We start from the raw sequence: 26,956 nt of genomic DNA, 5'->3' as shown, positions 1-26,956 counted from the left end.
GTAGGTATTTGGACTTTTTTAATAATATTTGATAGAAACACTTATCGAAGAAATAATAGAAAAAACAAAACATAATAAAAAGGAATATAAAATATTAAAAAATGCCTATATAGATTACAGAAAGGATGTCGTTGTCTTAAATCCTAAGGCAAATAAAAATATTTTAAGTAAGACGATCGATTATGTATTAGATGGATTCTCCCTACAGAAGGAAATAAAAAAGGATTGGATTTGTCATTATTGCAATACCTTGAATAATAAGGAGTCCCGTCACTGCCCTAGCTGTGGTGCAACTAAAGCTGAAGAATAACGGTGATCAAACACGTACATCTATTTATCTTGAATCTGATTTAACACCCTCCACATTTGATAATTAAAAACTGATTTACTTTTGTAACCAAAATAGACCAAAGCTGATGGTTTTAATTTTAAAAACTCATTTACTTATGGTAAGAGGTTCACGGTCATAGCAATATTTACTTTTTTTATGTATTTTTAATTTCCATCAACTTTATACACATAAAAATAAGAAGAAGATAAAATCCATCAGTAATGGATAATTACCTTCTTCTTTTTGACCTTTGTATCTTCATTAGTTGGTACAACAATAGCTCTAGTCATCCATAACCTTTCTGTAAGATGAATAAAGTGGATTATTAAAACTGCCATTAAGACACAATCATAATTATCCTCAGTTTGCTAGACAAGAAAATTGGAAGACTTTCTACAGTTATAAAGTAAAAAATTTAAATTTAAAGGTGAACCATATAAAAAAATAACCGCTCTTCTTTTTTCTAGTAGCCTCAATTTGAAAAAAACTCACCTATTTATGGTAAGGTTCTCCGTGATGTATCTAAATGAGGAATTTATTATTTATTTGTTATTTATCGTGGTTTAGTACAAAGTAGGGATTGGATAACAGGCAACCGTTTCAATAAATCGTTCATCAAAACCATAGAACGTCCAGAATGTACCGTTCCATCTATATCCTGCAACTTCACCGTATTGGAGGTACGTCGGGTAAAACCAAAATCCCTCCCCATTTACTAACCAAACATAAGTGTAATTATTTAAACAGTCTATTATATAATGTGAAGGAAACGGTTTTGGTGGAATGTATGGTGGTGGAGGAGATTGTGGTTGTTGTCTCATTAAACCCTGCGGTGAAAAAAATGACATATGATTTCACTCCTTTTCGGATAGTTCTTCAACATTATATGAATAAACACCCAAAAGGTTCAAAAGGACAAATAACTATGGATAGAATGTATATAAATCAGCTTTTTATTTTTACTTAGATAATAATTATTAATAAATTAATAGAATTCTCATGTTTCTAAAACCTTATTGGATAAGTTGCCCTAATATCCCCAAATAGCTACATTCTGATTTTGCAAAACAAATCGATTATCCGACCATCCTAAAGTGTTCAAAATATACCCTAAAGAATCTGCATTATATCTTCCAGCAATTTTTTGATAAGCCAATAGCTCATACTTTTTATCCGAATTAAAGTCAACAGGATATAAGCCACTTAGAGGATTTACAAAACCTGTAATAGGACTTTTCAGTTTACCATTTTCATCATATATTTCAGTTAAATACTCAACACCTTTTGTTGAAATATCTATCATGTACTTTTTATTATTGATTTTACTGACAACTTCCACTTTGTAGTAGTCTTGATAAGTAACCTCATATTGATATTGCTCATTATATACATTGAAATCAAACAGTAAATGTGCCGTATTTTCCACAAAGGAATAAATATAATAGTACATGATTCCACCACTACCGCCTGTAGCAATACTTATTAAAATATCATCTACTCCATTCCCAGTAAAATCCCCCAAGAATACAGTAGGATTGTAGCCAGCATTTTCTCGAAGTGTAACACTTTTAGCAGTTCCAGTTCTTCCATCTTGAACGAGCAGAGTTATATTTTGAATAAATGGACTAGCTGGAGTCTTTATTCCGGTTAAGTAAACATTATCAAGCACTCTATCCCCCGTTACATCACCACGAGCAAACGAAACAATCTTTGGCTGATTCATAGTTTTCCTAGAATAATGGTTATACATAATAAACTCCTTTTTATGAGGATTTGCATTATCATTTTCTAACTGTCTTAAAGAATTATTGCTCCTTATAACTAGCCTTCATTAAGTAATATCTAATCACCAGCTTCATAAAATTTATAAAGCCAACTGAATTAACATTAGAATATTATACGTACCCCGCTCTCGAAGTTTCCTAAAGAGTGAATTACGTTTATTATTCAACATAAAGGAGGAGAAAAAATGAAGAAATACAATTCTTTTTCTGGTACGGTTACCATGATTCAAGATTATCTAGTAGGTTCAGATGAGGAATTAAAAGGGTGTTTTAAATTAATGTCCGTATTAAGAGAAGATGGTTCGATCGTAAATTTCGTTATCAGTCCAACCACCTATTTTCTAGACCATGTTATGGTTTCAGTTGGAGACCGTATAACTGGCTTTTATGATGTCAATGTACCTGTTATTCTTATTTACCCGCCCCAATATCAAGCCCTCATTATCGTAAAAGATAACCCTTATCAAAATGTTAAGGTTGACTATTTTAACAGCATGCTGGTAAGTAGTGATGGTCAGTTACAATTGAATATCTCTAGTTATACACCGATCTTATTACAAAACAATCAATCCTTCACCCTTAGTCCTACAAACCGAAATCTACTTGTTGTATATGGTCCCGCCACATTTAGCATTCCGGCCCAAACTACTCCCTATAAAATCATTGTTTTGTGTTAACCGCATTTAGAAAATTTAAGGGGTATAGCAGCCCCTTATTGTGTATATTTCGTTTTTCTCGAGATTTGAGGTGTTTTTTATCTAATTTACCCAGCAGCCTATAAAGAATATATAATAATATGAAGAAGTGCACCAAAATACCAGACACACAGGTGGAAGAGGGCTTTGGGGTAGTGGTACTGATTACCGCTAGGCTATATAACCCATTTAATAGATTATTCGTACAACAAACGGATAATCTATTGTTTTGTTCAATTTTCATTACGAGTTTGGGACACGGGACCTGTCCCTCTGTCCCTAACCGTTTTATGAAAAGATGTGCTTGATCATATAGTGTATCATCGACATCAAAAATTATCGTATCTATTCTCATATCCCTCCTTATATAATGATGATATTACTTAATTATCAACTAGAGAAAAGAGAGTTCTAGTTCAAATACTTGTAAGCATAACAATCTTAGCCATCGTTCATGGCTCATGTTAAAGTTGGGACACGGGACCTGTCCCTCTGTCCCAAAAGGGAGGCGGAAAAATTGCAACGGAGAAATATGTGGTTATTTTCTCTAGGAGTCTTGGGTTTGGTTATTGCTACTATTTTTGTGATTTCTTTTACTTTCCTTCAGCAGCATGAAGGAACTCAATCTGAAGTTAAATGCGTTTCGAATATGATAATAAGGGAAGCCCCAACTAAGAAAATCAGAACCGTTGATATTAATAAGGATCAGATTTTTCAAGGAGATTTGCTGTTAGTCAACACTATTTTTCCGATTAATCAAATTGGTATAAAAGATGATATTGAACCATTGTCTTCAATAGTAGAATTAGGGAAACAATTCGGGACAAGCATTGATTCTATTTCTCTATCGAAAGAGGCGGGACTTGAATTCTCAAGGATGATGGAGGCCGCGAAAAAGGACGGACTGGTTCACTTTTCTGTGAATAGTGGGTTTCGTGACTTTGAACAACAAGCAAAGCTCTATGAAGAGATGGGGTCTAGCTACGCCCTGCCACCTGGGTATAGTGAACATAATCTAGGACTATCCATTGATGTTGGTTCGACCTTGATGAAAATGGAAAGTGCTCCTGAAGGAAAATGGATGGAAGAAAACGCTTGGAAATACGGGTTTATTCTCCGATATCCAAAAGACAAAACAGACATTACCGGCATTGAGTACGAGCCTTGGCACTTTCGCTATGTGGGCTTGCCCCATAGTGTGCTTATGAAGGAAAAGAATTTCGTGTTGGAGGAATACATAGATTATCTGAAAGAGGAAAAGACCATGAAGACCACTTTTGACGAAAAAGAATACTTCATCTCCTACCACCCTGTTTCGGAAACACTTGAAATGGTTGAACCAATCTTTTCTGAATATGAAGTTTCCGGGAATAATGTTGATGGGGTTGTCGTGACAAGATATAAGTAATTGCTGAAATGGTCGCCGTTTACAAGTATCTACTATTTTAAAATAGGGACGATGGACCTGTCCCTTTGTCCCTACGCAAATAATTCGAATAACTCCTTGGCACTGTGTACTTCTTGATCTGGTTTAAAGGGAGCATTAGTCGGTAAATCTTTTTTACGGTGATTTCATCCAGATGGCTTGCCAGCCTGCTTGTTTTGCTCCGATAATATCTTTTTTCAAAATTATCCCAGATATACACGGTTTTGGTTTGATCCAGGTCCAGTTTCTGTTCAATAAAATCAAATACTTCTCTTTTCGGTTTTGCATGACCAATCGTACCAGAAATAAACGTCATCTTTGCCGGTACGGTTATTTGTAATGAATCATTGCATTGAAATAATTTCTGTTGATCCAGAACCTGAAACTTTTTTCAATCTTGTCACTAAAAAGTCCTTAACAGTGGCTCACAGGTTACCGCATAAATAGTCCAGAAAGGCGGACTCCCCATCCTTTGTTTACATAGACCTTCCCTCAATTGCATCAAATATGCTTGTCTATAATTTTCTCAATTTGGTCGTATTCCCAATATGGGATGATAATTAAGCGGATATCATTTTTCATACAATAGAGCCGTTTTTTTTGGTCATTTTTGATTTGTCTTCGAAACTTTTCACGGCCCCCAAAAAATCCGATTGGTTGGTAATGTTGCGGGCCTTGGAATTCAAAAACCGCAAGGAGCTTACCAGGATGTTTTGGATCGAGAACAGCTACATCCAAACGTAAACGACAGGGGATTTTGTATTCAACTTCAAATGGTAAGTTTCTATTTTTCAGATGATCAACAATCCGCTTCTGTCCCTTATTTATATTACAAGCTGGGCATCGTGTCCCGGATAAAAAAGAATGCGGAACGATGGAGAATGTGTATCCACATGAATGATGTTTCATCTCAATTTTCGTATTGGAATCTACGTAACCACCCAAAACAGCATACTCGTCACCAACTAAATCAAATACTTCCTTCCCAAACATCTCAATTGTTTTGGCTGCCTTCCCTTGACATAGCGCACATCGCCTCTCCCGTAAAAAATTCGCAGGAGTAACGGAATACACCTTACCGCACTTAACATGTTTGATATCAATTGGTGTGTTTGTATTCAAGTATTCACCCAGAACTTCATACTCTTCACCAACCAGGCAGTAAACTTCTTTTTTAAATTCAGCAGTGGTCTTTTTTTGATTACCGGCACAATTTGGGCACCTGGTATTCAGACGAATAAAATTATTGGGTTTAACCGGAAATTGATGGCCACATGTTACATGCTCCATATCGACATGTTTATGCATGCTCTGATACATGGAAAGTACCCTGTATTCCTTTCCCACGAGTTGCTCAACCTTTTGCAGGAACCACTCATGTTCTATACGCAAACTCCCATAACAATACCGGCACCGATTCCCTTGTAAAAACTTACTCGGTGAGATTGGAGACACTTTTCCGCATTTTACATGGAGAATATCGATATGTGTTTTACTGTCCACATAAGTGGATTGAACTTTATATTCCTCCCCCTCAAGCTCCAAAACCTTCTTAGAGAAGCTCTCCGTGTCCCATCTAATTCGTTTGGAAGTCTTTTTGGAGCACTTAGGGCAACGCGGATCCTTCAAAAAATTCTTGCGAAGCACAGGAAACTTGTTATTGCAGGAATTATGCTGCAGCAAGACAGGAGTATGAGTATTCACGTATTCACCGATGACAGTGAATTTGTCTCCTACCAACTTCCGTACTTCTTGGATAAATCTCGTTGTGTCTTTTTTATCCTTACCCGAGCAGTGTGGGCATTTACTCCCCCTTAATACTGATCCTGCTATAACAGAATACTGATGCCCACAGGTAATCCACTCAATTAAAACTGGATTTTCCCACCCTTTGTAATCCCCCACCACTCGATACCTGCCAGGAAAACTTCCTTCCAGTTGTAGTTTAAACATATCAGTCGTCCTCTCTGAATTGGAACAGTACTTACATCGAGACTTTTTTCTGATTAACGTATCAAATGTAGTCTTGTACCTATGGCCACATTTATGGAGAACTTCAAACTGACTGCCTGAGTGAAACGAGATTAAAACATATTCACCTTGATATAAATCCCATAAAGCTTTCTTAGTACTTTCCTCGGTATGTTTTAAACGTTGTTTTTTCATCATCGTTTTTTGTTCCCCCATTCATTTTTTTCCCAATATCAATTGGGCACCAATTCCCCCTTAAAACATCCACAGGTCTGGATTCAAAAATGTGACCATTGCTGCACATCCACTGCAGTTTTGTATTGATATTCACATATTGTTGGGAAAGACATTGTCCACCACGTTCTTTAGCCAGGTATCTCATATTCTCAATATTGTGCTTTTTTCTATTAAACAACCCCATTCACCATCCTTCTATAATCGATTGATCCTATTGCAAAGCATTGGTGTTTTTTAATCCATACTTACGAAACTTCCTTTCTTGGTAAATTAAGACCTAGTACATTCTTACCCATGCAAACATTTTTTATACACATAAACCAGATAGTGTATGGTGACTACTTTTTGTCCGACTGAAAGTATATGTTTCTTGTTTTGCTGTTATACTATGTAGTAAGAAAAATGAAAGAAACCAAGGGGGAAAAATGATGGATGGTCAAGTAGAAAGATTATACAAACAGGGATTTTCCAGTTTAGAAATTGCGAAAACAATGTCTATATCCCCCTTCACGGTTAGAACTAAATTAAAACAACTGGGGCTCATTCCAAACAAATGGAAAAAAACCACAAGGGAATTTTCCGATGAGGTTCAGGACTTAACCGATTTCGAATACCAGGTATTGAGCGAATACGTTAACGCCCACACCAAGGTAGAAATGATCCATAATTCTTGCGGGAATATTTTTACAATCACGCCTAACAATTTTCTAAAGGGAAGAGGATGCGCATTTTGTGCAGGAGTAACCCGGAAAACCCTTCGTAATTTCAAAAGTCAAGTTCAAAAACTTACAGAAAAAGAGTATACCGTTCTAGGAGAATACCTAAATTCTCATACAAAAATTGCGTTCAGGCATAACAAATGTCAAATGGAATATGTGGCAACGCCAAGGAGTTTCCTTGATGGGAAGCGTTGTCCCTACTGTGCCTCCAATGCACGAAAGACAACTGAGAGATTTATAAAAGAAGTAGAATTGCTGACAAATGGACATTTCCAATTAATTGGATATTATGTAAATAATTTTAGTCCAATTATATTCAAGCATATTGAATGTGGCACCACTTTTGAAAAAAAACCAAAAGACTTTCTTAAAAGCCCCCGGTGTCCTAAATGTTCTGCATCAAAATGGGAGAAAGAAATTATCAAATCCTTAGACCAATTTAAACTAAAATATAAGATAAACACAAAATTGGAAGAGTGTCGTGATATTAGGCCATTAACCTTTGACTTTGCTGTTTATCATAGCAATTCTTTGCTATGTCTCATTGATTTCAAAGGTATCCACCACTATGAATCTGTCAGCCCTTTCAACCTTTCCGATGTCAAAAGAAAGGAAGCAATAAAAAGGAAATACTGCCTCAATAATCGTATCCCCTATCTAACCCTTCCATATTGGGATATCGATTACGTTGAAAAGTGGATGGCACACGAAATAGACATTCTACTGAATTATTAGGAATTGAATAATGAATACATGGGAAAAGTTCCCTTTTTCATGAGTTATCTGGAAATAAAGATCATTGCTGCACAGTAATGGTCTACTCCGATTCAAATTCCCATTTTCCCAACATTCTGATATGATAGCTTCATAGTACATAAGGACTGGGACAAGGAACCTGTCCCTAGTCCCTAGGAGGGTGGAAAATGGGGGTTTTTCGAGAGGTTGGTAAGGGGATTGGTACGGTTACTGGTGGTGTGATTGGCGGTGGTGTGAAGCTGGCTGGGAAGGCTGTGAAGTCGACCTGGGTTGAGGATGTGGGGGATGGTATCCACCTAGCATCCAAGGTTGCCCTAGATAGTGCTGGCCAATTTGTGGATGGTGCTGTAAAAGGGGTCTATGGCGCTATCAAAAAGGACGATGAGATCATGAAAGATGGGTTTCATGACCTAAAGGATTCCACAGGCAGAACGGTCAAGGGCATTGGAACGACGATTGGCTATACAATTAAAAATGCCGGAACCACGTATCAAGGAATTAAGACTGGTGACAAAGCCACTGCAATGGAAGGTGTAAAAAACATCGGAAAAGTGGCTGCTGTTGCGACTCTTGCTGTAGGTGTTTTAGACTTTGTCGATGGTTCGGACACTGTAGAAGCAGCCGAACTTGAAACAAGAAATGACCATTTAGTTGGTGAAACACATCCGGAAACCGGAATATCATTTGAGGAAAAAAACGTGGAGCTATCTGATGGTGAGTATACAGGAACCTTCCCTGTGTTCGATGCTTTCTATGAAGTACAACTACCAGAGAATCTTTATCTCCAATCGGATTCCGTTCATTTCTCTTATGCAAACACGCATTTATATAATGAAATCCATTCGAATCCTAGTTTAATTCAAGAACTAGATTTATCAGATCATGACATTCAAATGCTTTCCCAAGGCAACACGCCAGATGGTTATACGTGGCATCATAATGAAGAAGCAGGTCTTTTGCAGCTCGTTGATGAAGAAGTCCACCAAAACACCGGACACACAGGCGGAAGAGAGCTTTGGGGTGGCGGAGCTGATTACCGCTAGGCTTTCTGCTATATGTCATATGATAGCCTTGAGATTACGAAAGTATTGAGCATAATGTTAAAAGGATAAAAAACACGTTCAACGTGTACAGAATTGGTTTGAAGAAATGGGAGAAACGGAGAATCTAAAAAAAGTATTCTATAAAATTGACGTAGATTGTATCGAGACTACTATAGCACATGAACAAACAATTCTTTCCACTAATTAAAAATGTTACTTCACTAATGGGTGCGTTGATCCAAGTAGGATTAATGCACCTTTTTGTTGAAGTTAATTAACTACCGGAGTAGGTTTGTTTAAGAATGAATTTTTTTAAAAATAACGAATATATTTCACATCTATGTGCATTGTTGTAATTTCTAATGAATTGGATTTTAGGAGGATATAAATGGATAGTAATTTTAAATTTTTGCACTCCTGGTTAGATTTATATTTGCTAGGTGAAACAGCAGAACTATATTTAGATAAAGATTCAAATAGTAGTGCAATTAAATGTAGACAATTTGTTGAAGTTTTAACTAACTATGTTCTTCAATACGAAAAACTAGCCAATACAAACTCAACCTTAGCAAACAATATAGAGCTATTAAAAGAGAAAGAGATCTTATCAATTGACACATACCACCTCTTTAATGAAGTTAGAATGAAAGGGAATGCCTCAGTACATGAACTATCAGGTTCATATGAAGAATCTAAATTACTAATTTTTTATTGTTACCAAATTGGAAAATGGTTTTATGAAAAATATGGAAGTAATAATTCAAACTCCAGTGTACCTGCATTTAGAATGGGCACTTCCTATAAAGAAAGGAAAAATGGTAACGACATTGGTAAAGAGCTAAGAAATATAGGTAACTTAGAAAAAACAAAAAATGCAGCTATTGCTTTATTCAGAACCGGTGGTACTCCTAGAGAAAAGAAATTTGGCTTTATTAATCCGCACGGTGAGGTTGTAATAGAACCTATCTTCGAAAGAATGCTTGTTGATCATACGTCCTTTACTAATCCTAATGAAATAGGAACAATATTTCATGATGGGTTAACGGCTGCAGCAATAAATGATAAATGGCGATTTTATTAATAAACAAGGGAAAGTTGTAATTGATCAAGTATTTGATTCTGTAACGAATTTTATTGAAGGTATTGCATTAGTGGAGACCAATAATTGTACTTACTATATCGATAAAAAAGGAAAAATGGTTGGTAATAAAACTTATAACAGAAGATCAGGTACATTGTAATAGAGGAAAGATATGTGAGAGCTACGCCTTTTAAGAATGGTGTTGCAATTGTATCAGATAGATTTCATAACAATTCTCAAAGAAATAATATTGTTATAGATAAAACGGGTAATCAATTGCTAAACATTGAAAAATTACATTACTACTTAATAGGAGGTGAAATTATAGATTATTCAGAAGGATTTGCTGTTGTTAAATCGGATGCTATTTCCGAAAAAGGGTATAATTTTATCGATTTACAGGGAAAAAAATTACTTTCTAAACCAGTTGAAGAAGGAAGGTCATTTGTAAAAGGCTTAGCAGCTGTTAAAGTAAATAGTAAATGGGGATTTATTGACTATTCTGGTCAATTCGTTGTAAAACCTAAATATGATGGAGTTGAACGTCCTACTGATTTTAAGACAGCAAAACCGATAGCATTAACAAAGGGTTATGCATATGTGAAAATTGGTAACAAGGAAGGTATTATCGATACAAACGGTAACTTTTTAGTTAATCCATTGTATATTAAAATAGAACCTTTTTCAGATGGCCTCGCTGCTGTACATTCAGGTATGGATAATATGGTTGGATATATTGATACAAAGGGTAATCAGATCATACCAAACAAATTTTTAGTTGGTAAACGTTTCTATAAAGGGATAGCACCCGTTACGAATTATGCCGGATGGAATACAACTTCAAATTGGTCTATTATTAATAAAAATGGTGAACAGATTGTCAGGACTAAAGAAAGAATGGAGAATCTTTGGGCATTTGAATAAAAGACTAATAGTTACACTTAAATTCGGATGGGTTATGTGATAAATATTATAAGAAAATCGTGCGTTGAACCAAGATGAACTGCACCCCAATTGGTAGACATGAATCTAACAATTGGAGGTGCATTTTTTATGTCAAAAATTAATTATTTCTTTTCAATTGAAATATCCTTTTTACTTTACATTTTATACAACAAGAATCAATTATTGCTTTTGTATAGTTTAAAGATAAGGCATCTCTTCTAGTCACTTTAATTTCCCTGCCACAATATCTACATAATGTAGTTACCTTTGGGAGATAATCCATATTAAGTAACACTTCCTTATCATTATTTACTCTTTACATCATTCCACCAAACATGGAGAAAAGGTAGAACTTGTACAAAAATAAGTCTTAATATTACCGGAATTGATAAAAATGTAGCAATTCCTGCTAGTCCACCAAATGAAATCAAACCTAAAAATAGCCCTATTCCAAATGAAATCCAAGCGGCCTTTGCCCCAAAATAATTAATAACCGCTGCGTAAATCCCTCCGATGATAATCCAAAACATAAAAAACCTCTCCCTTTACAACTCTGTCTAGAATATTAATCTTACTTCAAATCTAATAAAAATCCACTAGTTGCGGATTTAGTATTTTGCCAGCGAACCAAACTATTAATCGCTTTATCTATGGAATCGTGCTTCCCCATAAAATTTTCAGCTAGTTCAAATGCTGTACCCGTACCTGGTAATCCGTTTATAGACTTTTCATAAGCCCAATCCAATAATTTACCCACTTTACTCTCTGTTAATTGATTATCTGCCATAATACCCTCCAAAGCAGGATAAATTTACTATTACTATTCTAATACAAAAGTAGGAGGTTTGGGGTAAAAACTATTTTACTATTATAAACCTTTCAATTAGATAGGTTACTCTTAACTATACAAAATGTTAAGGCCAGCGGCTATTGCTGGGCAATCCGAAGATCTTTTGAGAGCTGGATATTGCCAGCCAATAGAACAAGCACTGTCATATTTTTAATCCACTCAAATTGGTTTAAGTGAATTAATTTCATGGCATCAGTGGTTCATTGCAATCCACTGAATTGGGACAAGGGACCTGTCCCTCTGTCCCACGGCCGAATTTCACCATGATTTTTCGAGGCGTCACTGTGACCAAAAGTTTTTCCATCTAGTAGATAGGTATAATGATATAGTATAATTTCACTATATTATTATTTTCTAGGAGGGTTCAAGTTGCAATGTAGTAAATGTAATCATCAAGAAAAAGATGGTGTAAAATTCTGTACAAATTGTGGGGAAAAGTTAGAAGCACCAAAAGAAATAAAACCCGTTTTGAATTTCTGCCCTGGATGTGGTACAAAGAGGGAACATGATACAAACTTTTGTATGAATTGTGGGTTTAACTTTTCGGAGCAAAAAGGTGCGCCCCAGGAGACTGCTGCAACAGTACAAAGCTCTACTTCGCAATCATTTAATACATATATACAACCAGAACAAAAAGCATACACACAGACTCCGGGAGTATTGTATGCCTCTTTTGGCAGAAGGGCTGCTGCCTCACTACTAGATGGAGTATTTTCATTTGTATTTATTGTTATTTTTACATTACTATTCTTATCTAACTCGTATGATGTTGAAGGTAAAATGCGGTTTTGGGGTTTCATTTTTGGACTAGGTTATAAAGCTGGTATGGAAAGCTCTAGAAGTCAGGGAACACTTGGAAAAATGATAATGGGCATTAAGGTTGCTGACGCAGATGGAAATCGCATTTCCTTCTTAAGAGCACTTGGAAGATTTTTCGCCGGCTATCTCTCTGCACTTATCATAGGAATAGGGTACCTAATGGCTGCCTTTACTTCAAAACGCCAGACCCTTCACGATATGATCGCAAGTACAATCGTTATCAAAAAATAGACGATATAAAAGCGCCTGGTGTTTAGTACCCAGGCGCTTCACTTATTTTGGAAAAAGAGTTGTAGCTAGAGCTTTATCTAACTCATCAACAGTTCCATCATGGTTTAAATCATAATTAAAATCTGTCATACCCATGTTCTGGAATTCATATTTGTCCAAGATAGAGTTTCCATTTAAATCTGCTTGATAGGAATCTAATTGATTGTCCAAATTAAGGTCCAGCTGGTATTGATCTAATAGTGTATCATGATTTAAATCTAACAAATCAAAACCATTACCATTAACAAATTCGTACATTTGCAAGTCACTAGCGTCTACAATCTGATCAAAATTCATATCAAGGTGTGAAAATGGATCAAAATCAAATGCCATTCGAAACCCTCCTATTATGAAAAGAAATTTTTTATCCGGTTTGTTGTTGTTTTTAATTTTTTGCTTTGTTCTGTAAAAGCAAACTTTACTGTATTTTCAAGTCTAGTAAAAGTATCCTGTTTAAAAGTAAATGTAAAATCGTACGTTGGTTCTCCGTGAGTAACAAGGGACATACCGTTGATTTTTTCCTCCGTAAACCCTTTCTTCTTTAATTCACTTTTGATCATTTCCAATGAAGGCATAAACCCCATTTTTCTTGAGATATTGAGGGACCTAAATTGCAATTTCTTTTTACCCGCCAACCCGTAAACCTGTGAAAGATAGAAAAAGTACTCCGAAATATACTTTTGATTTTGCTCAACTTGAATGGCCAAACTTAGATATTTAATGGACCGCAAAAAGAATGCCTCCTGTAATTTTGTATTTATTTCATTGATTCCCATATAATACAGAGCTTTACCTGCTACCAATAAATGCACCGGCTTTGTTGTACCTTTCTTTATGTGTTCCATACTTAATGAAAGTGACATGGATAAACATTTTTTAGGGTCAAAAGCCTCAAATTCATCATCCATCGCATTAAGTCCGGTAGCAATGCCCTTTGATACTGCAAAACCAACTGGGTTATAAATAATTCTAGCAACACTTGCGCCCCTATTGATTTTTTTATAGGTAACAAAGCCCTCATAATAGAAAAGCCAAAGTAACGGGTTTTTATAGTCTTGTTTAAGTTGTTCTTGCAAATTTGATAAACCTGATGCCCCTTTTATCGAGTCACCAATCAAAGTGACAAGAGGGAGTGATGAAATCTCCTGCTTAATAACCTTTGATAAATTCTCACTGGGTTGGGCCGATGCCGCTGGTGTGGTCATCACTTTTGCACCACAATTCCCACAAAATTTTGCATGCTCAATCAATTGAGTTCCACAGTTTCCACAAAACATCTTTTCACCTGGCCAAATTTATTTTTTGTTGCGAACAAATAGAAAGATAATATTTAAGACTGTAATGATGAGAAAAGTAAACAGAACCATTAAAATTAATGAAAGATCTCCTCCTGCTACTGCCTGTGTTTGATATCCTTGGCTTCCAAGCCACCTTTTAAAATCATTAAATAAAGACAAAGTAGGAAAGATACTGATCAAACTAATTGCAGTCGGTAACAGAAGTGAATAACTCTTATTCCTTTTTTGCAATACAAGAGTTAACACCTGGAGTCCTATTACTAAAAGTAGAAGGACCATTAAAAACGACTCTCCCCCACCCCAACTTACTTGCCTTTCTAACACACTATTAAACATTAGAAGGAGAATAGCTATGACAATATTAACAAGAATGTTCGGGAGGGTTCTAAACCGACTTCTTTTCACAGCACCATTTAAAATACTTTGATTATTGATTGGAGAAGATCCATTAGATGTCAAAGTAGCAGCTACTTCTGTCGATGCGGAGTATACAGTACCACAGTTACCACAAAACTTTTCCTCCTGAACTCTTTCATGTCCGCAAGTTGTACAAAACTTCTCTACCATTAAGTCCACTCCTTGGATGTTTTAAAATAAATTGCTCTCTCAGAAAAACTTACTAAATAAATAACAAATTACTTATGTTCTGTTTCTGCGGCTTAATCAACAAATATGTAGTACTGTTAACTGTGTACAAAAGTAATTGGCGTTGGAAAGACTATTTCGGTTGAAAACTACTCCTCCAACAAGTGTAAAATTAAGCTTTAATAAATAGTATAAAACTACTACAATCATTCTCCTATATCTTTACAATTCCTATATATATTTTACTATTCTAGAAGGTGATTTACTATAAAAATTAAATATACTTTCATACAAACCGCTACTTTTCCAACTTTGAAGCTAATTCCTTTAAAGATACTGGGCAATTGCCTTCACGCACTATCCCCTCCAAAACCTCTCTTTAAAACTCAAGAAAATGTTTTCATGCTAATTCTCTACAAAGATTCGACAAACTTTTAAAATACTGTAAAATATTTGTTGGAATGGGTCGATATCTCTATGACAGATTAACTATTAAAATAGTCTCGTAGTTTAAAGAAATGATATGAAGGAGAACAGAGGTGCCGATCCTTTAGATATTTTATGTAAGAAAGAATAATATAATAAGAGGTGCAGGATGGTGGAAGTTCATAATAAAGAAAAAAAGGTACAAATTTTTTTCCTACTATTAATTGTAATTTCATATTTTTTACCATGGACAAAGTTTATACCAAATGAAAGAAGCATTGACGTACTAGAAATAAACAGTAGTAATTTATTTGAACAAACTTTTTTTTCTATAAATCTTATGATTAAAATGGGTAATTTATCATTTGGGGATTTTATCATTATTTTTATTATTGCATGTGGTATTTTGCCTCCAATTTTAGGAGGTATAACACTATACCGAATGATTAAAAATAAAACGTTCAAGGGTTTAAAGAATGCAACAATCATCTTTTCTTTTTTAATAATAATAATACAATTTATTTCAAATTTGTCCTCGAACAATATAGAAGTAGGAGAAATTTCATTAAAACTAGGATATTTCTTGGCAGTTTTTTCAACAATAGGATTAGCCTTATCTTCCAAGCTTTCCGGGAATTTCAATAGTATAATATCTTTCTTTAATTCTAAAACTAATAATATTTTAAGATCTTCTAATAGTACTAAAAAGACATCAATGAATTTCTGTTCATCTTGTGGGCAAGAAATTGTGGGTAATGCCCAATATTGTATGAACTGTGGTCAAAATTTAAAAGATAACCTTGTAGCAAGTAATGGCAATGATACTCTTAATACATCAACTATTAATGTTCAAAATCTCAGTTCAAAGCTTAAAAAACCAGATATAAATCATTTTTTAAATAAAATGAACATGAAAGTAAAAAAGAATCCTTTTGTTTCCTTATTAGTTGCTGTGGTTACTACTGCGCTATTGGTGATGGTAATAGTGGATAGTCCCGAAGAAGCGGCTCAAAAGGCTTTTGAAAAAAATGAGGAGAATGCCTTAGAGGCTGCTGAAAAGTCTGTAAAAGGTCAGATCGTAGCTGATGGTTTTAAGTTTATTAAAGTTAAAGAGATGAATGCTACCCTTACAAGAGAAGAAAACATAAACACCCAGCAATCGGGTATTTTCAAGGTGAGAGGTACTGCAATATTAAAGGATACAAAAGGAAAAAAACATGAAAATATTCCTTTTCAGCTATATGTTGATTTCTATCAAGGTGAATACTACGCACAGCAGATGGTGGATATAAGGTATGGCCATCCACTTATAGAACAACTAAGATAATCCATTATTTATGGCAAAATAAAGGTGCAGAGCTTTGCAGTAGTCACGCAAAGTTCCGCACCCTTTTAAACATTAGTTTTAATATACTAGAATACCGTTGATCCTCAGAAGTTCTTTACAATCCTAACAATTAACATATACATTGCTATACCAGCAATCGCCCTAGCCGAATCAATCACTACATCGGCCACCTGTGGGCCTCTTCCTGGTACAAAGATTTGATGGATTTCATCGGATATGGCATATATCACACAAATCAGAAGTGCCAATCCTATTCCCGATAACCTAACACTCTACTTCTTTTCAAGGCATTTAAGACTAAAAGACCTAAAACTAAATAAACAAAGAAGTGAGCATTCTTTCGAACAATATGATTAACCTTACTAATGGTAAATTCCCTATCAGGAGAAACCTTTTCAACCTTTTCAACGATCGTTGTTGCAATTCCTTTACTAAGGTTATTAGATTTTGTTACGGGTTGATGTGAAAAATGAAAGATTGCTGCCATCCACAATATAACAACAGTCCAAGACAGTATTTTAACCATATTATAGTATCTATCCCCTACTATTTATCTTTCTGTTTCTGAATTCAACTTATCAAATAAAAGGAACAATGACTTAGTGCGCCAAGTCCTGTGGCAACATCTTTGTGACCGCGTCATGTGGGCCTCAATTTATAAATAAAAATGTCGAACTTACGCTTCGGCCAAGTATAACAGTTCCAATCACATGCACCTTTTCCCCACAAAATGAAATCAAACAAACGCTTGATTGAATCAAATGTTTCGCGCTATCACTGGCCTAAACCCTTAAACAAACGTTTGTTTGAAATTGCCATTTTTAAAAAGCACCCAATTAGTACAGATGGTCTATTTCACGACAAAAATTGCAAGTAAAATAATACCTCTATCTCTCGCAAACCTTAATACGATAAAACTTTATCATAGTGGGATTAGGCACACTGGCCCCTAAAATCTGCGAAACTGTTATTAATTATGACCCCATATACTAATTCAGAGCTACCGCAGAAATGACAGTGGAGATGATAATTGCTGGGACAAGGGACCTGTCCCTCTGTCCCATTTTGGAATTTTATAATAGTTGATAGGAATAATTTTAGAATGTACTATTAACAATGGGATAACAGTGTTAACCCGTGTTCACATTCTGAGATTTTTAGAAAATAATATGAACTATTATAGGAGAGTCCTGAATTGAAAAAGAAAATGAACTATTTAATCTTACTTTTAACAGCCATCTTGATGTTCGGTTGTACCAGCGTAGAAGATGCATCCAGTACAGATGGAGAAACAGTTTCACAAGAAGTAACCACAGTTAATACAAATCAAAATAGCGAAAAAGAAGAAGCTATCACTACGGTTGGTGATGAACCAGTGGTAGAGGAAACACCAACCCAACTAAAAAATGAATTATTCTCAGGATACAAACTTATTGAAGTTGATGGTGGTGATTTGTCTGGATATCGTGAGCCAAACGTCGTCGTTGACATTGGTTTTGGGGACCGTGAATATTGGGCATTTACGAATGAATACGGGCAACTAGTACGTGTCATTGCTGACGAAATCATTTTACAGGATGACCGTAACGAACCTGTATTATCGTCAGGCAGATACTACTCTGATGAGGCAAAGGTTCCTGGTGTCGAAAGTGACATTTTAGATGAAGGACATATCATTGCTGATTCTCTCGGAGGGGTATCGAATGCTTATAATATTACGCCACAGGATAGTACACTCAACCGTCATGGTGATCAAGCTTATATGGAAGACGCGATCCGTCGCGCAGGTGGAGCCACTAAATTTGAAGCAATTATCACATATCCGAATACGGAAACGCAGATTCCTTCAAGTTATCAGTATACCTATACTTTAATGGGTAGCGTGATCGTTGATAGATTTGACAATGTGAACCCTGATGAAGTAAACGCATCACTCGGTTTAACAGGTAGTCAGCCTTCCAATTCAACTAGTTCAAACACGGACGGTGATATTTCTAGTATTGATACAAACGGTAATGGACAGGTGACAATAAAAGAAGCAAAAGCAGCAGGTTTCAAGATGCCAATCACGAGCGATCATTGGTTATACAAATATATGGATGATCGTGATGGTGACGGTATGGTAGGTGAGTAGGCACCTAGAACGTTCAGGTAAAATAAAGACGAAAGAGCAAGAAATCTGCATTATCAAAAATAGCAAGGTTAGTACAGATTGTTTCTTTCCGGGAATGCAGCTACAAACTTTGCACGCCACTGTCCCATTACCTTTACAATTAATAGAAGTTCTGGCACGCATCGCGTCTTATTTAGAACGGTAAAATTTTATCACAGCTGGGGTCAGGCCCAATGTCATGATTATTTGCGCTATGGGGGTAGTAACAGCGTAGCTGTCATTACCCCTAGTAATGGGTTGCGGGTTAACCCCCGTTACATCAAGGTTTATCTGCTTGATAGGTGCAAAAGGTTAGTACTTACATATTTTAAAATATTGGCATTTAAATTCACTAATTTATGGAGTCTTTGTAGGTTTCTCGAGCGTACAATGTGGCGATGGTACTTACAGCACCCACAACTAAAAGAAAAATCACAATTAATGTATACCCACCGGAAAGTGCCAGAAGGGCAGTTGCAATCATTGGAGTAAATCCACCTGCTAATACAGTCCCAAGTGAATAACCAATTGAAGCACCACTTGCTCGTTCTTCGGTATTAAACAATTCAGTATAATAGGCAGCCTGAGGTCCATACACTGCATCGTGAAAGATGTTCAAACCTATTACAACCGCAATAATTGTTATTAATAATGATTGTGAATGGAGCATCCAGAAAAACGGAAACATGAACAACGCTGACAAAATGGTCCCAGATAAATATACTGGCTTACGGCCAATTTTATCACTTAAATAACCCCAAGCTGGTAATGATAAAAACCCTAATGCAGAAGCAATCATAAGTGCTATTATCCCATCTGATTTTTGCATGTGCAGCTCGTTCGTTAAGTAACTTAAGATAAAAACGGTATAAATATAAAAAACAGAGTTTTGCAGAAGCTTCATTCCGGCAGTTAAAAACAACAGCTTCTTCTCTTTTTTTAATACAGAAAGTACAGGACTTTTTTTATGCTGTTTAATCTTCTCCACTTTTTCCAAAAATATAGGGGATTCATTAATATTTTTACGTATATATATACCAATTACTATCATTACAATACTTACAAAAAAAGGAACACGCCATCCCCAAGCCATAAAAGCCTCATCTGACATTCCCATTTGGGTAAGAAAAACGGCTGCGTTGCTCAAAAGCAACCCTGCTGGAACACCCATCTGCGGGATACTTCCAAATAACCCGCGTTTTTTGGGTGGAGCATTTTCTAACACTAATGTAACAGCAGATCCCCACTCACCTCCAGCTGATAATCCTTGAATTAAACGCATTAAACCTAATAAAATTGGCGCCCATATACCAATCATTGCTGCGGTTGGCAGGAAACCAATTAAGACTGTAGCAATCCCCATACCTAAAAGTGAAATCATTAAGGCAGGTTTCCTCCCGTATTTATCTGCAATATGTCCAAAGAGGACCCCTCCCAATGGGCGGGCAATAAACCCTACAGCAAAAGTTATAAATGAAGCCAAAGTACCGTAAATCGGAGAAAGTGAAGGAAAAAACAATTCTGGAAAAACAAGGGCAGCCATTAAGCCGTAAAGGATAAAATCATACCATTCAACAGCAGTACCAACAAACGAAGCAAATACTACTTTTCTACGTTCGGTGAAACTAATCTTATTATTTGTTCCAATTTGATTATCAGACATCCTAAAATCCCCCCTAATTAATGGTTAAAATTAAAACAAAGCAAATAATATGATTAAGTATTTGGAATACGGTATATTTATCGCTAGCTATTGAACGACCTAAAATATATGGAGGACTTTATTACCTCATATATCCCCTTTATTCACTTTTTAGATCTATCCCATCCACTACTCCCCGCTTAGAATAAAATTAAAACCTTGATTTTTCTTTTAACGTTGAAAAAACAAGGTCTTTCCTTCAATTCATTCCTTAGAGTATAATATCTACGTTTTGTTGGCTGAACCTCATTTATCTTTAGTGATTAATGGATACCTCATCCACAGATCCAAGTAGTCTTGCAGAATCATAGTTCAAGAACCTTTATTCCCTCTTATCCGACTCTTGTCTGCAGTTAGAATGCCATTTTTAATTTCTGCGTGTATCCCATTGGGAATTTGGATGATATCCTCCGAGGCAACTTGAAGGATGGGAATCTGTTTATTATAAAGTTCACCAGCAACGACCGATGCACAGACTACCATCACATCTACTTCCGGAAGAACCATAGCAACTGGTCCATGTCCAGTTCGTAAACATTCTGTCAACGATATACCGGCAGTTGCTCCACTGAGACCTTTTGCAAAAACAAGGATAGTGTCAACTATGCTTTGCCCTTCTTGGGGATGCCCTGATTGAACAATTATTCCCTGTTTGGAGTCGATTCCGTTCCAAAGATTTAGTGAGGCCTCTAATATCAATGTATGGCCCTTCGCTGACCCAGTAAGAAGTTCCTTTCCTTGAAATTCCATTATACTGCGTCACCTCCTAAGCCCTCTTCTAGAATCACTTTCCCCTTTTTTCCGGAAGAAATACAATCAGCCAGTGTGCCTATAGTCACACTCGCAGAAATACACTGAGGTGCATAACTTGCCCATTTTGCGGAGTCAGTCATGATTGCTAATCCATGATCCCATAGGATTCCAGGAAAATAAACACAACGATCGACGATAAGATTCACGCCCGCGTCTTTAAATTTATCAGCCCACCCACGTTTCTCAATTACCTCTAGCGAACGTCGACTCATTGCGAGATACATTGGAATTTGAAGTTCCCATCCAACCTTATTTAGTAATTCATAAACCTTTCCGATTTCATCTATTGATAGGTGCGGTGCCCCCAAACAAATTGCATCCAGCGGGGCTCCACGTTCATTTTTTGATAGTTGCTCATAGGTCCTAATCAGATCCTTAGGCTGCAGCTCCCAAACCTCTTCTGGGGATTCACCATGTAACGCATCTTGAAGAGTCGGTGCTTCTGGTGTTGTCCCTATAATATGGTACATCGAGATGCCGCCAGAAGTCGCTGCGGCTGCTCCGAATGCTTTAAGGTTATCGTTGGAAATAATACTATCAAAACCTGAAATCACTGGGATTCGTTCTCCGGATATTTGACCTACTCGATAGCCCAAAATGTGATAAAATAAGCTATTCTCGAACCATCCCCGAGGCAGATGATCTACATGAATAACTATTTTTCCGCGTCGATTCTCTTCGCAATGCAAGCCACTGAAAGGAACCCGTCCAGTAATGGCAGCAGCGGTTGCTATAAAATGCCCATAGCGGTTGGTGCGAGCACCAAACACCGAATTTGCATACGGAACAGCACTTGATTCTGCCCAAGCAACTTGTTCTCCAAACCTTAATTGATTCTGTGGCTCTTGAAACGGTGAGCAGGTGTAAGTGGGTGAGCAACCCATATCTCGGAAGATTTGCATGACCTCCTGGGATGTATTGAAGTCATGTTCGCTTGTTGGTCTATTTAAGTGTGGGTGCTTCATGTCCACACTACCCGTGTTGATAGATGTGGGGACCGCGACCCGCGCACCCATTCGCGCGAGTGTACGTGCGAAATCAGGTCCAGTTTCCCCAGAACCAGTTAACAAAGTATCAACTATATGGGCAGATGTTATCGGCTGGAGTCGTGATGCCCCAGAAGCTTGTGCAGCTGATACAATTATCTTCATACCGAATTGCATTGCTTGCCCGGCTTCCCCACTTAACATATAGGATTCTTCAGGACTCAATTTCATCCAAACAACTCCTTTATTTTTAATCAATTTGTATCCAAGCTTTACCTCTAAACGTTGGCCGAGAACCATACTACAGGCATGTCAGTAAAACAGAAAATTTCCCCATTCCTTGTGGATTTGTTCTCATTTTTTTGGAAATGTCAAAAATAGTTTTTGCGAATTTCCCTACTAGAATATTTTTCCAACCAGTTGATAATCATGTACCCATCTGAATCATCCCCCCTATGAAAATGATTTATATATTAATTACTATTCTTTTTCCCGATAATATAGTAGTTAAAAATAAAGTTTTTATAATTGATTCGGTTTGAAGTCCAAACTAGTAAAATATGTAAACAAATCCATATTATTGATTATTTAATTCTATTTCCCCAAACGGTAATGGACAGGTGACAATTAAAGAAGCAAAAGCAGCAGGTTTCAAGATGCCAATCACGAGTGATCATTGGTTATACAAATACATGGATGATCGTGATGGTGACGGTATGGTAGGTGAGTAGGCACCTAGAACGTTGAGGCAAAATAAAAGTGCAGAGCTTTGCAATAAAATAACTTGCAAGGTTCCGCACTCTTTTAATCATTCGTTTAATATTCTATAATACTGTTGGTCTTCGGAGTTCTTTACAATCCTATCAATTAACAAATACATACCAGAATTCGCCCCAATTGGATCAATAAATACATCCGTTAGCTTTTGGGGGGCAGGCTCCATTCTGCGCAATCCTTGATTCCGTGAAGTGCGGACGAAGTGGGACAAGGGACCTGTCCCTCTGTCCCACTTACCCTTTACGGCTTTCCCTTATTGTTTTCACTATTGAAATCAGCAGTTCCCATAAATACTCTTTTATTTCTTCTTCGTTCTCTTTGACCCATTTCTTGAAAAACTCAAAAATAAAGTGCAGAACAGTTTTGATCATTTCTTGTTCCACCACTTTTCTTTAATCATATTTGATGCTAATTTTCTCATGATCTTACTTTTACTGTTGCTTGCTATATTTTTAAGTAACTCAATGGCAACTTCTTGGTCTGACAATTTTTCATTTTTCTCGATCAAATCACTAGCAACCTGTGATAATTCTTTAACATCTACTTGAATTTCACCTTTCACCTGTGCTTGCAAAGAATGAATATTGTTCAATGGTATTAACTCATTGCTGTTTTTTACAGTAGTTACTGTTAAATCTGATATTTTATTATTAAAATTTTGTTCAAGTTCTTTTAGAACCGAGTCTTCTTGTGTGTTTTTTGGCATAATATCTCCCCGCTATTTCTGAAAAACGTATGATAGTCTTATTTTACTATTGAACGATTCTACTAAACAACTTTATATTTTTTGATTTGTCTTCAATCAACCACCCCCTCCATCAAAAAATTTCGATAAGGGGTCCAGTTGGACGTGGTACAACCCCCTATGCAACTAGATAATAGTTGTAAAAAGGGGTTACTAGTTTGGTAAATCGAGACATAAATCCAGAAAAACTTAAGAAAAATTTTGGTAAACTACTACGAGAATCTAGAATCGAAAAGAGTCTTACTCTAGAAGAAGTAGCCAGAGATTCATATTTAGATGAAAAAAATCTTGGCAAAATTGAGAATGGTAATAGAGGTCCTGAACTTCTTACTCTCTTTAAGCTTCGTAAAAGAGTAAATATCAGTGTAGACGAAATTTTTGATAAAATCCCTGAAGACCAAGTATTAGACGATCCTGAAGATAAATGATTCCTCTGGTTTTCAGTCCCCCTATGGTTAGTAGAATGACTAACTCCTCAATGTTTTTTTATCTCCGGTTTCCCCATTTATCCCCAAAGGAGTGTTATTATATGAATCCTGTACTTATTGATTATGAAATTAATCCAGACACCATGACGCTTTTATCAGCAGCCCATATCGATTACGCCACAATTGTTCGTGAAAGACATCAAATCCTTTATGTTAAAAAGACACCCTTGCAATTAATCAAAGCAGCCTGCCTCGAAGGCGGAGCCACCTACGAAGGCAGGCGCAAAGCTGTCACTCATCTGACCGGTGCGATCCAAAAGGTACCCATTCCAATCAACCCTCGAAGAAATATCTTCGCGTTCCCCACTCACTCACCAACCGCGTTTGAGTGCAACTGGATCTTCTACCACCATATTAAATCAATCGTACCGGCCCTTCAAACAGGCAAAGCAATCCAATCCATTATCCAATTCAAAAATCATCATGAGCTTCCCATGAACGAATCTCACTATCTACTACAAAAGCAATACACTCGTACTGGCATGTGCATCTTACAATATGCAATTCAAGAAAAAATGATAGCGCATCCATTACTAGGAATTTAATAGTACCGGAAAAGTCTACTTTGCCTAAAAACCAATATAAAAAATGTGGGACAGTGGACCTGTCCCTCTGTCCCACCCCTCAATTAAATATACAAAGGATGATGATAGACATGTATGGAAATATTCTACTGGATGATAGACCTCTAATTGTTGCCCCTACTCTAGCTACTTTGATCGGCTTAAATGAGAGCATTGTCTTGCAACAAATTCATTACTGGTTAAAACGAACGAATAATATCCATTTGAACCGTAAATGGGTATATTTCACCTATGACGATCTTGCAAAGCAGTTCCCTTTCATTTCAAAAAGCACCATTCGCCGATCCATCTTAAATTTAGAAAACAAAGGTCTTCTCTCTTCAGACCAATTCAACAAATTGAAAATAGATAATACAAAATGGTATTCGATTAACTATGAAAAACTTGAAAATTTAAAAACGAGCGACAACGGGTGTGTGAACCTCGAATATACTCCTTCAGAAGACGAAATCCCGCCATCTGACCAAAATGAACAGACCACGTGTTCAAATCAGACAGACGAACTGCCCAATATGGACAGACCATCTGTTCAAAATGAGCAGACGAGCTGCTCAAATTGGGCAGAGGATGTGCTCAATTTGAACAGGCCATTACCAGAGAGTACTTCAGAGATTACTACAAAGAGTACTACAGAGACTTCTTCTTCTTCAAAACCCTCGAACGAAAAAGAAGACAATGAAAATCCGTTCCGTTTCTATGAACAAAATGGATTTGGTACGATTGGTAGCTTTATCGCCGACAAAATCAACGCTTGGAGTACCGATTTATCAGAAAAGCTAGTAATTGAAGCTATGAAACTTGCAATAGAAAACGCCTCTAAGCGTTGGAGCTATGTGGAAGCCATCCTTAGAGATTGGGTAGACAAAGGCTATCAAAGCCTTGAAGATATTTATGCAGCCCGTCTTGCCTACAAAGAACAAAGGCAGAAACAAACCCTAAAAAAACCCATCCGGCAAGAACTCATCCCAGATTGGTTACATCATGACAAACAGCACCAGGAAACGATCTCTATCCTAACCTTTGAAGAGAAAAAGAGGTTGTATGAGGAACGGCTTAGGAGATCGAAAGAAGAAAGTAGTGATGATGGTTTGGGACAATGAACCTGTCCCTCTGTCCCTATTCCAGAATATTAAATATACACATTTCATCACTATAACAGCATTTCTTACTCACTCAAAAAATCGTTCAAACAATCGTTTGTTTGAAATTTCAAATGCCTGCTGCTCTTAAGTTAGAACGCTAATCAAACGTATGTTTGAAATTAAATATCGCGATTAGTACAGGTAAAAGTAAAAAAAAGTACCCTAACATAAATTTTTTAAAGTTCAGAGGTGGGACACAGGACCTTTCCCTCTCTCCAAGATGAATCGCCCCACCCTTTCCCTTCCTTTAAAGGGAAGAAGCGCGCCAACCAACCGTCTAGCAATATTTAGTTGATACTATAGTTTCCGTATCCTACTATCCATATTATTAATCAATCTTCGATAAAATTCGGGGCATGACAGGCATCTGATTTAAAGGTACAATCCATTCTTCAATAATCTGGCCCATTTGTAGTTTTTCACCTGTCTAATTGGTAGCTAGACTTTTTACGTTTGCGGGGGACTGGCCCCGCAATTAAAATTCCATTTTATAGTTTTAAAAACTACTGTTTATCTAAATTATAAAACTTTATGATTTCTGGTTTACCTGGAGGATATACATGAAGTAACAAAGCAAAGTTTTTACTATCGCCTAATTCTCTTAATAAGGTTTTAAGAAATGGCATTGTTAATGCTTCAGCACTAGAAAGAGTACCATATGTTCTACTACCTGCCAAAATTGTAACCGTACGCTCTTTATTAAACGGGTTATTAGTTCTAATAATCAGACCATAATCTTTAATAATAAATTCATCACGTACCTCTGCAATATATTGGGTCCCTGTATTTTTATCCACTATTTCATGTGAAATGTTATCAAATGTAATTGGACTATTAATAAGTTCTAATAGTTTATGAGTTAGTGGGTTATGTACCGGACCTCCAATAGAAACTAGATGATTTCGTATATTGCTTTCATAGTGAAATTCTTCTTCAATATCTGTGGTATTTTTGTAATCTTTATAAATACTACTTAAAAAAGA

General features: G+C 36.4%; 31 protein-coding genes and 1 pseudogene. 15 read left to right on the top strand and 17 right to left on the bottom strand.

The window, feature by feature from the left end; all coding sequences use genetic code 11:
• The first annotated feature begins 28 nt into the window (after positions 1-28).
• On the top strand, positions 29-310 hold the full coding sequence (locus tag V7112_RS05345) for a hypothetical protein (protein ID WP_335416462.1): 282 nt from the start codon (positions 29-31) through the stop codon (positions 308-310).
• Positions 311-894: 584 nt separating this feature from the next.
• Here V7112_RS05345 and V7112_RS05340 read toward each other — a convergent pair.
• Positions 895-1,179 (bottom strand): transporter, encoded by a 285-nt coding sequence (locus V7112_RS05340; RefSeq protein ID WP_335416460.1) that lies wholly within the window; start codon positions 1,177-1,179, stop codon positions 895-897.
• A 182-nt stretch (positions 1,180-1,361) separates the two neighbouring features.
• Positions 1,362-2,081, bottom strand: a complete 720-nt coding sequence (locus V7112_RS05335; protein ID WP_335416458.1) for a VCBS repeat-containing protein — start codon at positions 2,079-2,081, stop codon at positions 1,362-1,364.
• 219 nt (positions 2,082-2,300) lie between these two features.
• On the opposite strand from V7112_RS05335, the gene V7112_RS05330 reads away from it, so the two are divergent.
• Both V7112_RS05330 and V7112_RS05325 read left to right on the top strand, forming a co-directional pair.
• Positions 2,301-2,792 (top strand): hypothetical protein, encoded by a 492-nt coding sequence (locus V7112_RS05330; protein ID WP_335416457.1) that lies wholly within the window; start codon positions 2,301-2,303, stop codon positions 2,790-2,792.
• A gap of 580 nt (positions 2,793-3,372) precedes the next feature.
• Complete coding sequence (locus tag V7112_RS05325) at positions 3,373-4,218, top strand: M15 family metallopeptidase (protein ID WP_335416455.1); 846 nt, start codon at positions 3,373-3,375, stop codon at positions 4,216-4,218.
• A 519-nt stretch (positions 4,219-4,737) separates the two neighbouring features.
• On the opposite strand, the gene V7112_RS05320 is transcribed toward V7112_RS05325, so the two are convergent.
• Together V7112_RS05320 and V7112_RS05315 are read right to left on the bottom strand one after the other, a co-directional pair.
• Positions 4,738-6,189: a hypothetical protein gene (locus V7112_RS05320; RefSeq protein WP_335416453.1), complete on the bottom strand. Its 1,452-nt coding sequence runs from the start codon at positions 6,187-6,189 to the stop codon at positions 4,738-4,740.
• 172 nt (positions 6,190-6,361) lie between these two features.
• Complete coding sequence (locus V7112_RS05315) at positions 6,362-6,628, bottom strand: hypothetical protein (RefSeq protein WP_335416451.1); 267 nt, start codon at positions 6,626-6,628, stop codon at positions 6,362-6,364.
• A 244-nt stretch (positions 6,629-6,872) separates the two neighbouring features.
• Between V7112_RS05315 and V7112_RS05310 the strand changes: the two genes are divergently transcribed.
• The 5 genes from V7112_RS05310 to V7112_RS05295 all read left to right on the top strand — a co-directional run bounded on the left by V7112_RS05310 (position 6,873) and on the right by V7112_RS05295 (position 10,967).
• Positions 6,873-7,898 carry a hypothetical protein gene (locus V7112_RS05310; protein WP_335416449.1) on the top strand — a complete coding sequence of 342 codons (1,026 nt, stop codon included), beginning with the start codon at positions 6,873-6,875 and terminating at the stop codon, positions 7,896-7,898.
• Positions 7,899-8,086: 188 nt separating this feature from the next.
• On the top strand, positions 8,087-8,962 hold the full coding sequence (locus tag V7112_RS05305; RefSeq protein ID WP_335416448.1) for an HNH endonuclease: 876 nt from the start codon (positions 8,087-8,089) through the stop codon (positions 8,960-8,962).
• A gap of 388 nt (positions 8,963-9,350) precedes the next feature.
• The gene (locus V7112_RS05300) at positions 9,351-10,043 is read left to right on the top strand and encodes a WG repeat-containing protein (RefSeq protein ID WP_335416446.1); all 693 of its coding nucleotides are present in this window, start codon (positions 9,351-9,353) and stop codon (positions 10,041-10,043) included.
• Positions 10,021-10,203 (top strand): WG repeat-containing protein, encoded by a 183-nt coding sequence (locus V7112_RS23805; protein ID WP_438823860.1) that lies wholly within the window; start codon positions 10,021-10,023, stop codon positions 10,201-10,203. Before V7112_RS05300 ends, V7112_RS23805 begins: the two co-directional genes overlap by 23 nt.
• Positions 10,204-10,217: 14 nt before the next feature.
• Complete coding sequence (locus V7112_RS05295) at positions 10,218-10,967, top strand: WG repeat-containing protein (protein ID WP_335416445.1); 750 nt, start codon at positions 10,218-10,220, stop codon at positions 10,965-10,967.
• Between the two features lie 326 nt (positions 10,968-11,293).
• Here the strand turns inward: V7112_RS05295 and V7112_RS05290 are convergent, their stop codons facing one another.
• Together V7112_RS05290 and V7112_RS05285 are read right to left on the bottom strand one after the other, a co-directional pair.
• Positions 11,294-11,518: a hypothetical protein gene (locus V7112_RS05290; RefSeq protein ID WP_335416442.1), complete on the bottom strand. Its 225-nt coding sequence runs from the start codon at positions 11,516-11,518 to the stop codon at positions 11,294-11,296.
• Positions 11,519-11,559: 41 nt separating this feature from the next.
• Positions 11,560-11,775 carry a hypothetical protein gene (locus V7112_RS05285; protein WP_335416440.1) on the bottom strand — a complete coding sequence of 72 codons (216 nt, stop codon included), beginning with the start codon at positions 11,773-11,775 and terminating at the stop codon, positions 11,560-11,562.
• 432 nt (positions 11,776-12,207) lie between these two features.
• Between V7112_RS05285 and V7112_RS05280 the strand changes: the two genes are divergently transcribed.
• Positions 12,208-12,888 carry an RDD family protein gene (locus V7112_RS05280; RefSeq protein WP_335416438.1) on the top strand — a complete coding sequence of 227 codons (681 nt, stop codon included), beginning with the start codon at positions 12,208-12,210 and terminating at the stop codon, positions 12,886-12,888.
• A gap of 42 nt (positions 12,889-12,930) precedes the next feature.
• Here V7112_RS05280 and V7112_RS05275 read toward each other — a convergent pair whose 3' ends face one another.
• From V7112_RS05275 to V7112_RS05265, 3 genes are read right to left on the bottom strand one after another with little or no spacing between them, the layout of a single operon-like run.
• Complete coding sequence (locus V7112_RS05275) at positions 12,931-13,260, bottom strand: hypothetical protein (RefSeq protein ID WP_335416436.1); 330 nt, start codon at positions 13,258-13,260, stop codon at positions 12,931-12,933.
• A gap of 14 nt (positions 13,261-13,274) precedes the next feature.
• A complete protein-coding gene (locus V7112_RS05270; protein WP_335416434.1) occupies positions 13,275-14,204 on the bottom strand; it encodes a zinc ribbon domain-containing protein in 930 nt (309 codons plus the stop codon).
• 18 nt (positions 14,205-14,222) lie between these two features.
• Positions 14,223-14,792, bottom strand: coding sequence for a zinc ribbon domain-containing protein (locus V7112_RS05265; protein WP_335416432.1), 570 nt, complete (start codon positions 14,790-14,792; stop codon positions 14,223-14,225).
• A 613-nt stretch (positions 14,793-15,405) separates the two neighbouring features.
• Here V7112_RS05265 and V7112_RS05260 point away from each other — a divergent pair.
• Positions 15,406-16,563, top strand: a complete 1,158-nt coding sequence (locus V7112_RS05260) for a zinc ribbon domain-containing protein (RefSeq protein WP_335416428.1) — start codon at positions 15,406-15,408, stop codon at positions 16,561-16,563.
• Between the two features lie 104 nt (positions 16,564-16,667).
• On the opposite strand, the gene V7112_RS05255 is transcribed toward V7112_RS05260, so the two are convergent.
• Positions 16,668-16,814 (bottom strand): VanZ family protein, encoded by a 147-nt coding sequence (locus tag V7112_RS05255; protein ID WP_335416519.1) that lies wholly within the window; start codon positions 16,812-16,814, stop codon positions 16,668-16,670.
• A 20-nt stretch (positions 16,815-16,834) separates the two neighbouring features.
• Positions 16,835-17,110 carry a VanZ family protein gene (locus tag V7112_RS05250; RefSeq protein ID WP_335416426.1) on the bottom strand — a complete coding sequence of 92 codons (276 nt, stop codon included), beginning with the start codon at positions 17,108-17,110 and terminating at the stop codon, positions 16,835-16,837.
• Positions 17,111-17,779: 669 nt separating this feature from the next.
• On the opposite strand from V7112_RS05250, the gene V7112_RS05245 reads away from it, so the two are divergent.
• Positions 17,780-18,718, top strand: a complete 939-nt coding sequence (locus V7112_RS05245; RefSeq protein ID WP_335416424.1) for a DNA/RNA non-specific endonuclease — start codon at positions 17,780-17,782, stop codon at positions 18,716-18,718.
• 370 nt (positions 18,719-19,088) lie between these two features.
• Here V7112_RS05245 and V7112_RS05240 read toward each other — a convergent pair whose 3' ends face one another.
• The 3 genes from V7112_RS05240 to V7112_RS05230 all read right to left on the bottom strand — a co-directional run bounded on the left by V7112_RS05240 (position 19,089) and on the right by V7112_RS05230 (position 22,468).
• Positions 19,089-20,399, bottom strand: a complete 1,311-nt coding sequence (locus V7112_RS05240; RefSeq protein WP_335416422.1) for an MFS transporter — start codon at positions 20,397-20,399, stop codon at positions 19,089-19,091.
• A gap of 351 nt (positions 20,400-20,750) precedes the next feature.
• Positions 20,751-21,188, bottom strand: a complete 438-nt coding sequence (locus tag V7112_RS05235; protein WP_335416419.1) for an aconitase X swivel domain-containing protein — start codon at positions 21,186-21,188, stop codon at positions 20,751-20,753.
• The gene (locus V7112_RS05230) at positions 21,188-22,468 is read right to left on the bottom strand and encodes an aconitase X catalytic domain-containing protein (protein WP_335416417.1); all 1,281 of its coding nucleotides are present in this window, start codon (positions 22,466-22,468) and stop codon (positions 21,188-21,190) included. The genes V7112_RS05235 and V7112_RS05230 overlap by 1 nt, the downstream gene beginning before the upstream one ends.
• A gap of 359 nt (positions 22,469-22,827) precedes the next feature.
• On the opposite strand from V7112_RS05230, the pseudogene V7112_RS23800 reads away from it, so the two are divergent.
• Positions 22,828-22,968, top strand: a pseudogene (locus V7112_RS23800) (DNA/RNA non-specific endonuclease); the annotation flags it as partial.
• A gap of 279 nt (positions 22,969-23,247) precedes the next feature.
• Here V7112_RS23800 and V7112_RS05225 read toward each other — a convergent pair.
• Both V7112_RS05225 and V7112_RS05220 read right to left on the bottom strand, forming a co-directional pair.
• Entirely contained in the window at positions 23,248-23,385 is a 138-nt protein-coding gene (locus tag V7112_RS05225) for a hypothetical protein (RefSeq protein WP_335416415.1), read from the bottom strand.
• Positions 23,382-23,720: a hypothetical protein gene (locus V7112_RS05220; RefSeq protein ID WP_335416412.1), complete on the bottom strand. Its 339-nt coding sequence runs from the start codon at positions 23,718-23,720 to the stop codon at positions 23,382-23,384. The genes V7112_RS05225 and V7112_RS05220 overlap by 4 nt, the downstream gene beginning before the upstream one ends.
• A gap of 197 nt (positions 23,721-23,917) precedes the next feature.
• Between V7112_RS05220 and V7112_RS05215 the strand changes: the two genes are divergently transcribed.
• The 3 genes from V7112_RS05215 (at position 23,918) to V7112_RS05205 (ending at position 25,931) form a co-directional block, all read left to right on the top strand.
• Complete coding sequence (locus tag V7112_RS05215; RefSeq protein WP_335416410.1) at positions 23,918-24,187, top strand: helix-turn-helix domain-containing protein; 270 nt, start codon at positions 23,918-23,920, stop codon at positions 24,185-24,187.
• Between the two features lie 101 nt (positions 24,188-24,288).
• Positions 24,289-24,792 (top strand): competence protein ComK, encoded by a 504-nt coding sequence (locus V7112_RS05210; RefSeq protein ID WP_335416408.1) that lies wholly within the window; start codon positions 24,289-24,291, stop codon positions 24,790-24,792.
• A 110-nt stretch (positions 24,793-24,902) separates the two neighbouring features.
• Positions 24,903-25,931: a DnaD domain-containing protein gene (locus tag V7112_RS05205; RefSeq protein WP_335416405.1), complete on the top strand. Its 1,029-nt coding sequence runs from the start codon at positions 24,903-24,905 to the stop codon at positions 25,929-25,931.
• Positions 25,932-26,476: 545 nt separating this feature from the next.
• Here the strand turns inward: V7112_RS05205 and V7112_RS05200 are convergent.
• Positions 26,477-26,956, bottom strand: a 480-nt coding sequence (locus tag V7112_RS05200) for a hypothetical protein (protein WP_335416403.1), incomplete at its 5' end; no start/stop codon positions are given.

The sequence above is a fragment of the Bacillus sp. JJ1566 genome, from assembly GCF_036962685.1.
Classification (GTDB): domain Bacteria; phylum Bacillota; class Bacilli; order Bacillales; family Bacillaceae_L; genus Ferdinandcohnia.
The sequence above is the reverse complement of the archived record's forward strand: the minus strand, read 5'-3'. Positions and strand labels throughout refer to the sequence as shown.

Bases quoted from the DNA above. Each gene is read 5' to 3' on its own strand.
- V7112_RS05220 (WP_335416412.1), bottom strand. From the start codon at position 23,720: ATGCCAAAAAACACACAAGAAGACTCGGTTCTAAAAGAACTTGAACAA.
- V7112_RS05225 (WP_335416415.1), bottom strand. From the start codon at position 23,385: ATGATCAAAACTGTTCTGCACTTTATTTTTGAGTTTTTCAAGAAATGG.
- V7112_RS05210 (WP_335416408.1), top strand. From the start codon at position 24,289: ATGAATCCTGTACTTATTGATTATGAAATTAATCCAGACACCATGACG.
- V7112_RS05340 (WP_335416460.1), bottom strand. From the start codon at position 1,179: ATGTCATTTTTTTCACCGCAGGGTTTAATGAGACAACAACCACAATCT.
- V7112_RS05330 (WP_335416457.1), top strand. From the start codon at position 2,301: ATGAAGAAATACAATTCTTTTTCTGGTACGGTTACCATGATTCAAGAT.
- V7112_RS05285 (WP_335416440.1), bottom strand. From the start codon at position 11,775: ATGGCAGATAATCAATTAACAGAGAGTAAAGTGGGTAAATTATTGGAT.
- V7112_RS05265 (WP_335416432.1), bottom strand. From the start codon at position 14,792: ATGGTAGAGAAGTTTTGTACAACTTGCGGACATGAAAGAGTTCAGGAG.
- V7112_RS05230 (WP_335416417.1), bottom strand. From the start codon at position 22,468: ATGAAATTGAGTCCTGAAGAATCCTATATGTTAAGTGGGGAAGCCGGG.
- V7112_RS05320 (WP_335416453.1), bottom strand. From the start codon at position 6,189: ATGTTTAAACTACAACTGGAAGGAAGTTTTCCTGGCAGGTATCGAGTG.
- V7112_RS05275 (WP_335416436.1), bottom strand. From the start codon at position 13,260: ATGGCATTTGATTTTGATCCATTTTCACACCTTGATATGAATTTTGAT.
- V7112_RS05335 (WP_335416458.1), bottom strand. From the start codon at position 2,081: ATGTATAACCATTATTCTAGGAAAACTATGAATCAGCCAAAGATTGTT.
- V7112_RS23805 (WP_438823860.1), top strand. From the start codon at position 10,021: ATGATAAATGGCGATTTTATTAATAAACAAGGGAAAGTTGTAATTGAT.
- V7112_RS05290 (WP_335416442.1), bottom strand. From the start codon at position 11,518: ATGTTTTGGATTATCATCGGAGGGATTTACGCAGCGGTTATTAATTAT.
- V7112_RS05310 (WP_335416449.1), top strand. From the start codon at position 6,873: ATGGATGGTCAAGTAGAAAGATTATACAAACAGGGATTTTCCAGTTTA.
- V7112_RS05235 (WP_335416419.1), bottom strand. From the start codon at position 21,188: ATGGAATTTCAAGGAAAGGAACTTCTTACTGGGTCAGCGAAGGGCCAT.
- V7112_RS05305 (WP_335416448.1), top strand. From the start codon at position 8,087: ATGGGGGTTTTTCGAGAGGTTGGTAAGGGGATTGGTACGGTTACTGGT.
- V7112_RS05300 (WP_335416446.1), top strand. From the start codon at position 9,351: ATGGATAGTAATTTTAAATTTTTGCACTCCTGGTTAGATTTATATTTG.
- V7112_RS05250 (WP_335416426.1), bottom strand. From the start codon at position 17,110: ATGGTTAAAATACTGTCTTGGACTGTTGTTATATTGTGGATGGCAGCA.
- V7112_RS05260 (WP_335416428.1), top strand. From the start codon at position 15,406: ATGGTGGAAGTTCATAATAAAGAAAAAAAGGTACAAATTTTTTTCCTA.
- V7112_RS05270 (WP_335416434.1), bottom strand. From the start codon at position 14,204: ATGTTTTGTGGAAACTGTGGAACTCAATTGATTGAGCATGCAAAATTT.
- V7112_RS05240 (WP_335416422.1), bottom strand. From the start codon at position 20,399: ATGTCTGATAATCAAATTGGAACAAATAATAAGATTAGTTTCACCGAA.
- V7112_RS05205 (WP_335416405.1), top strand. From the start codon at position 24,903: ATGTATGGAAATATTCTACTGGATGATAGACCTCTAATTGTTGCCCCT.
- V7112_RS05315 (WP_335416451.1), bottom strand. From the start codon at position 6,628: ATGGGGTTGTTTAATAGAAAAAAGCACAATATTGAGAATATGAGATAC.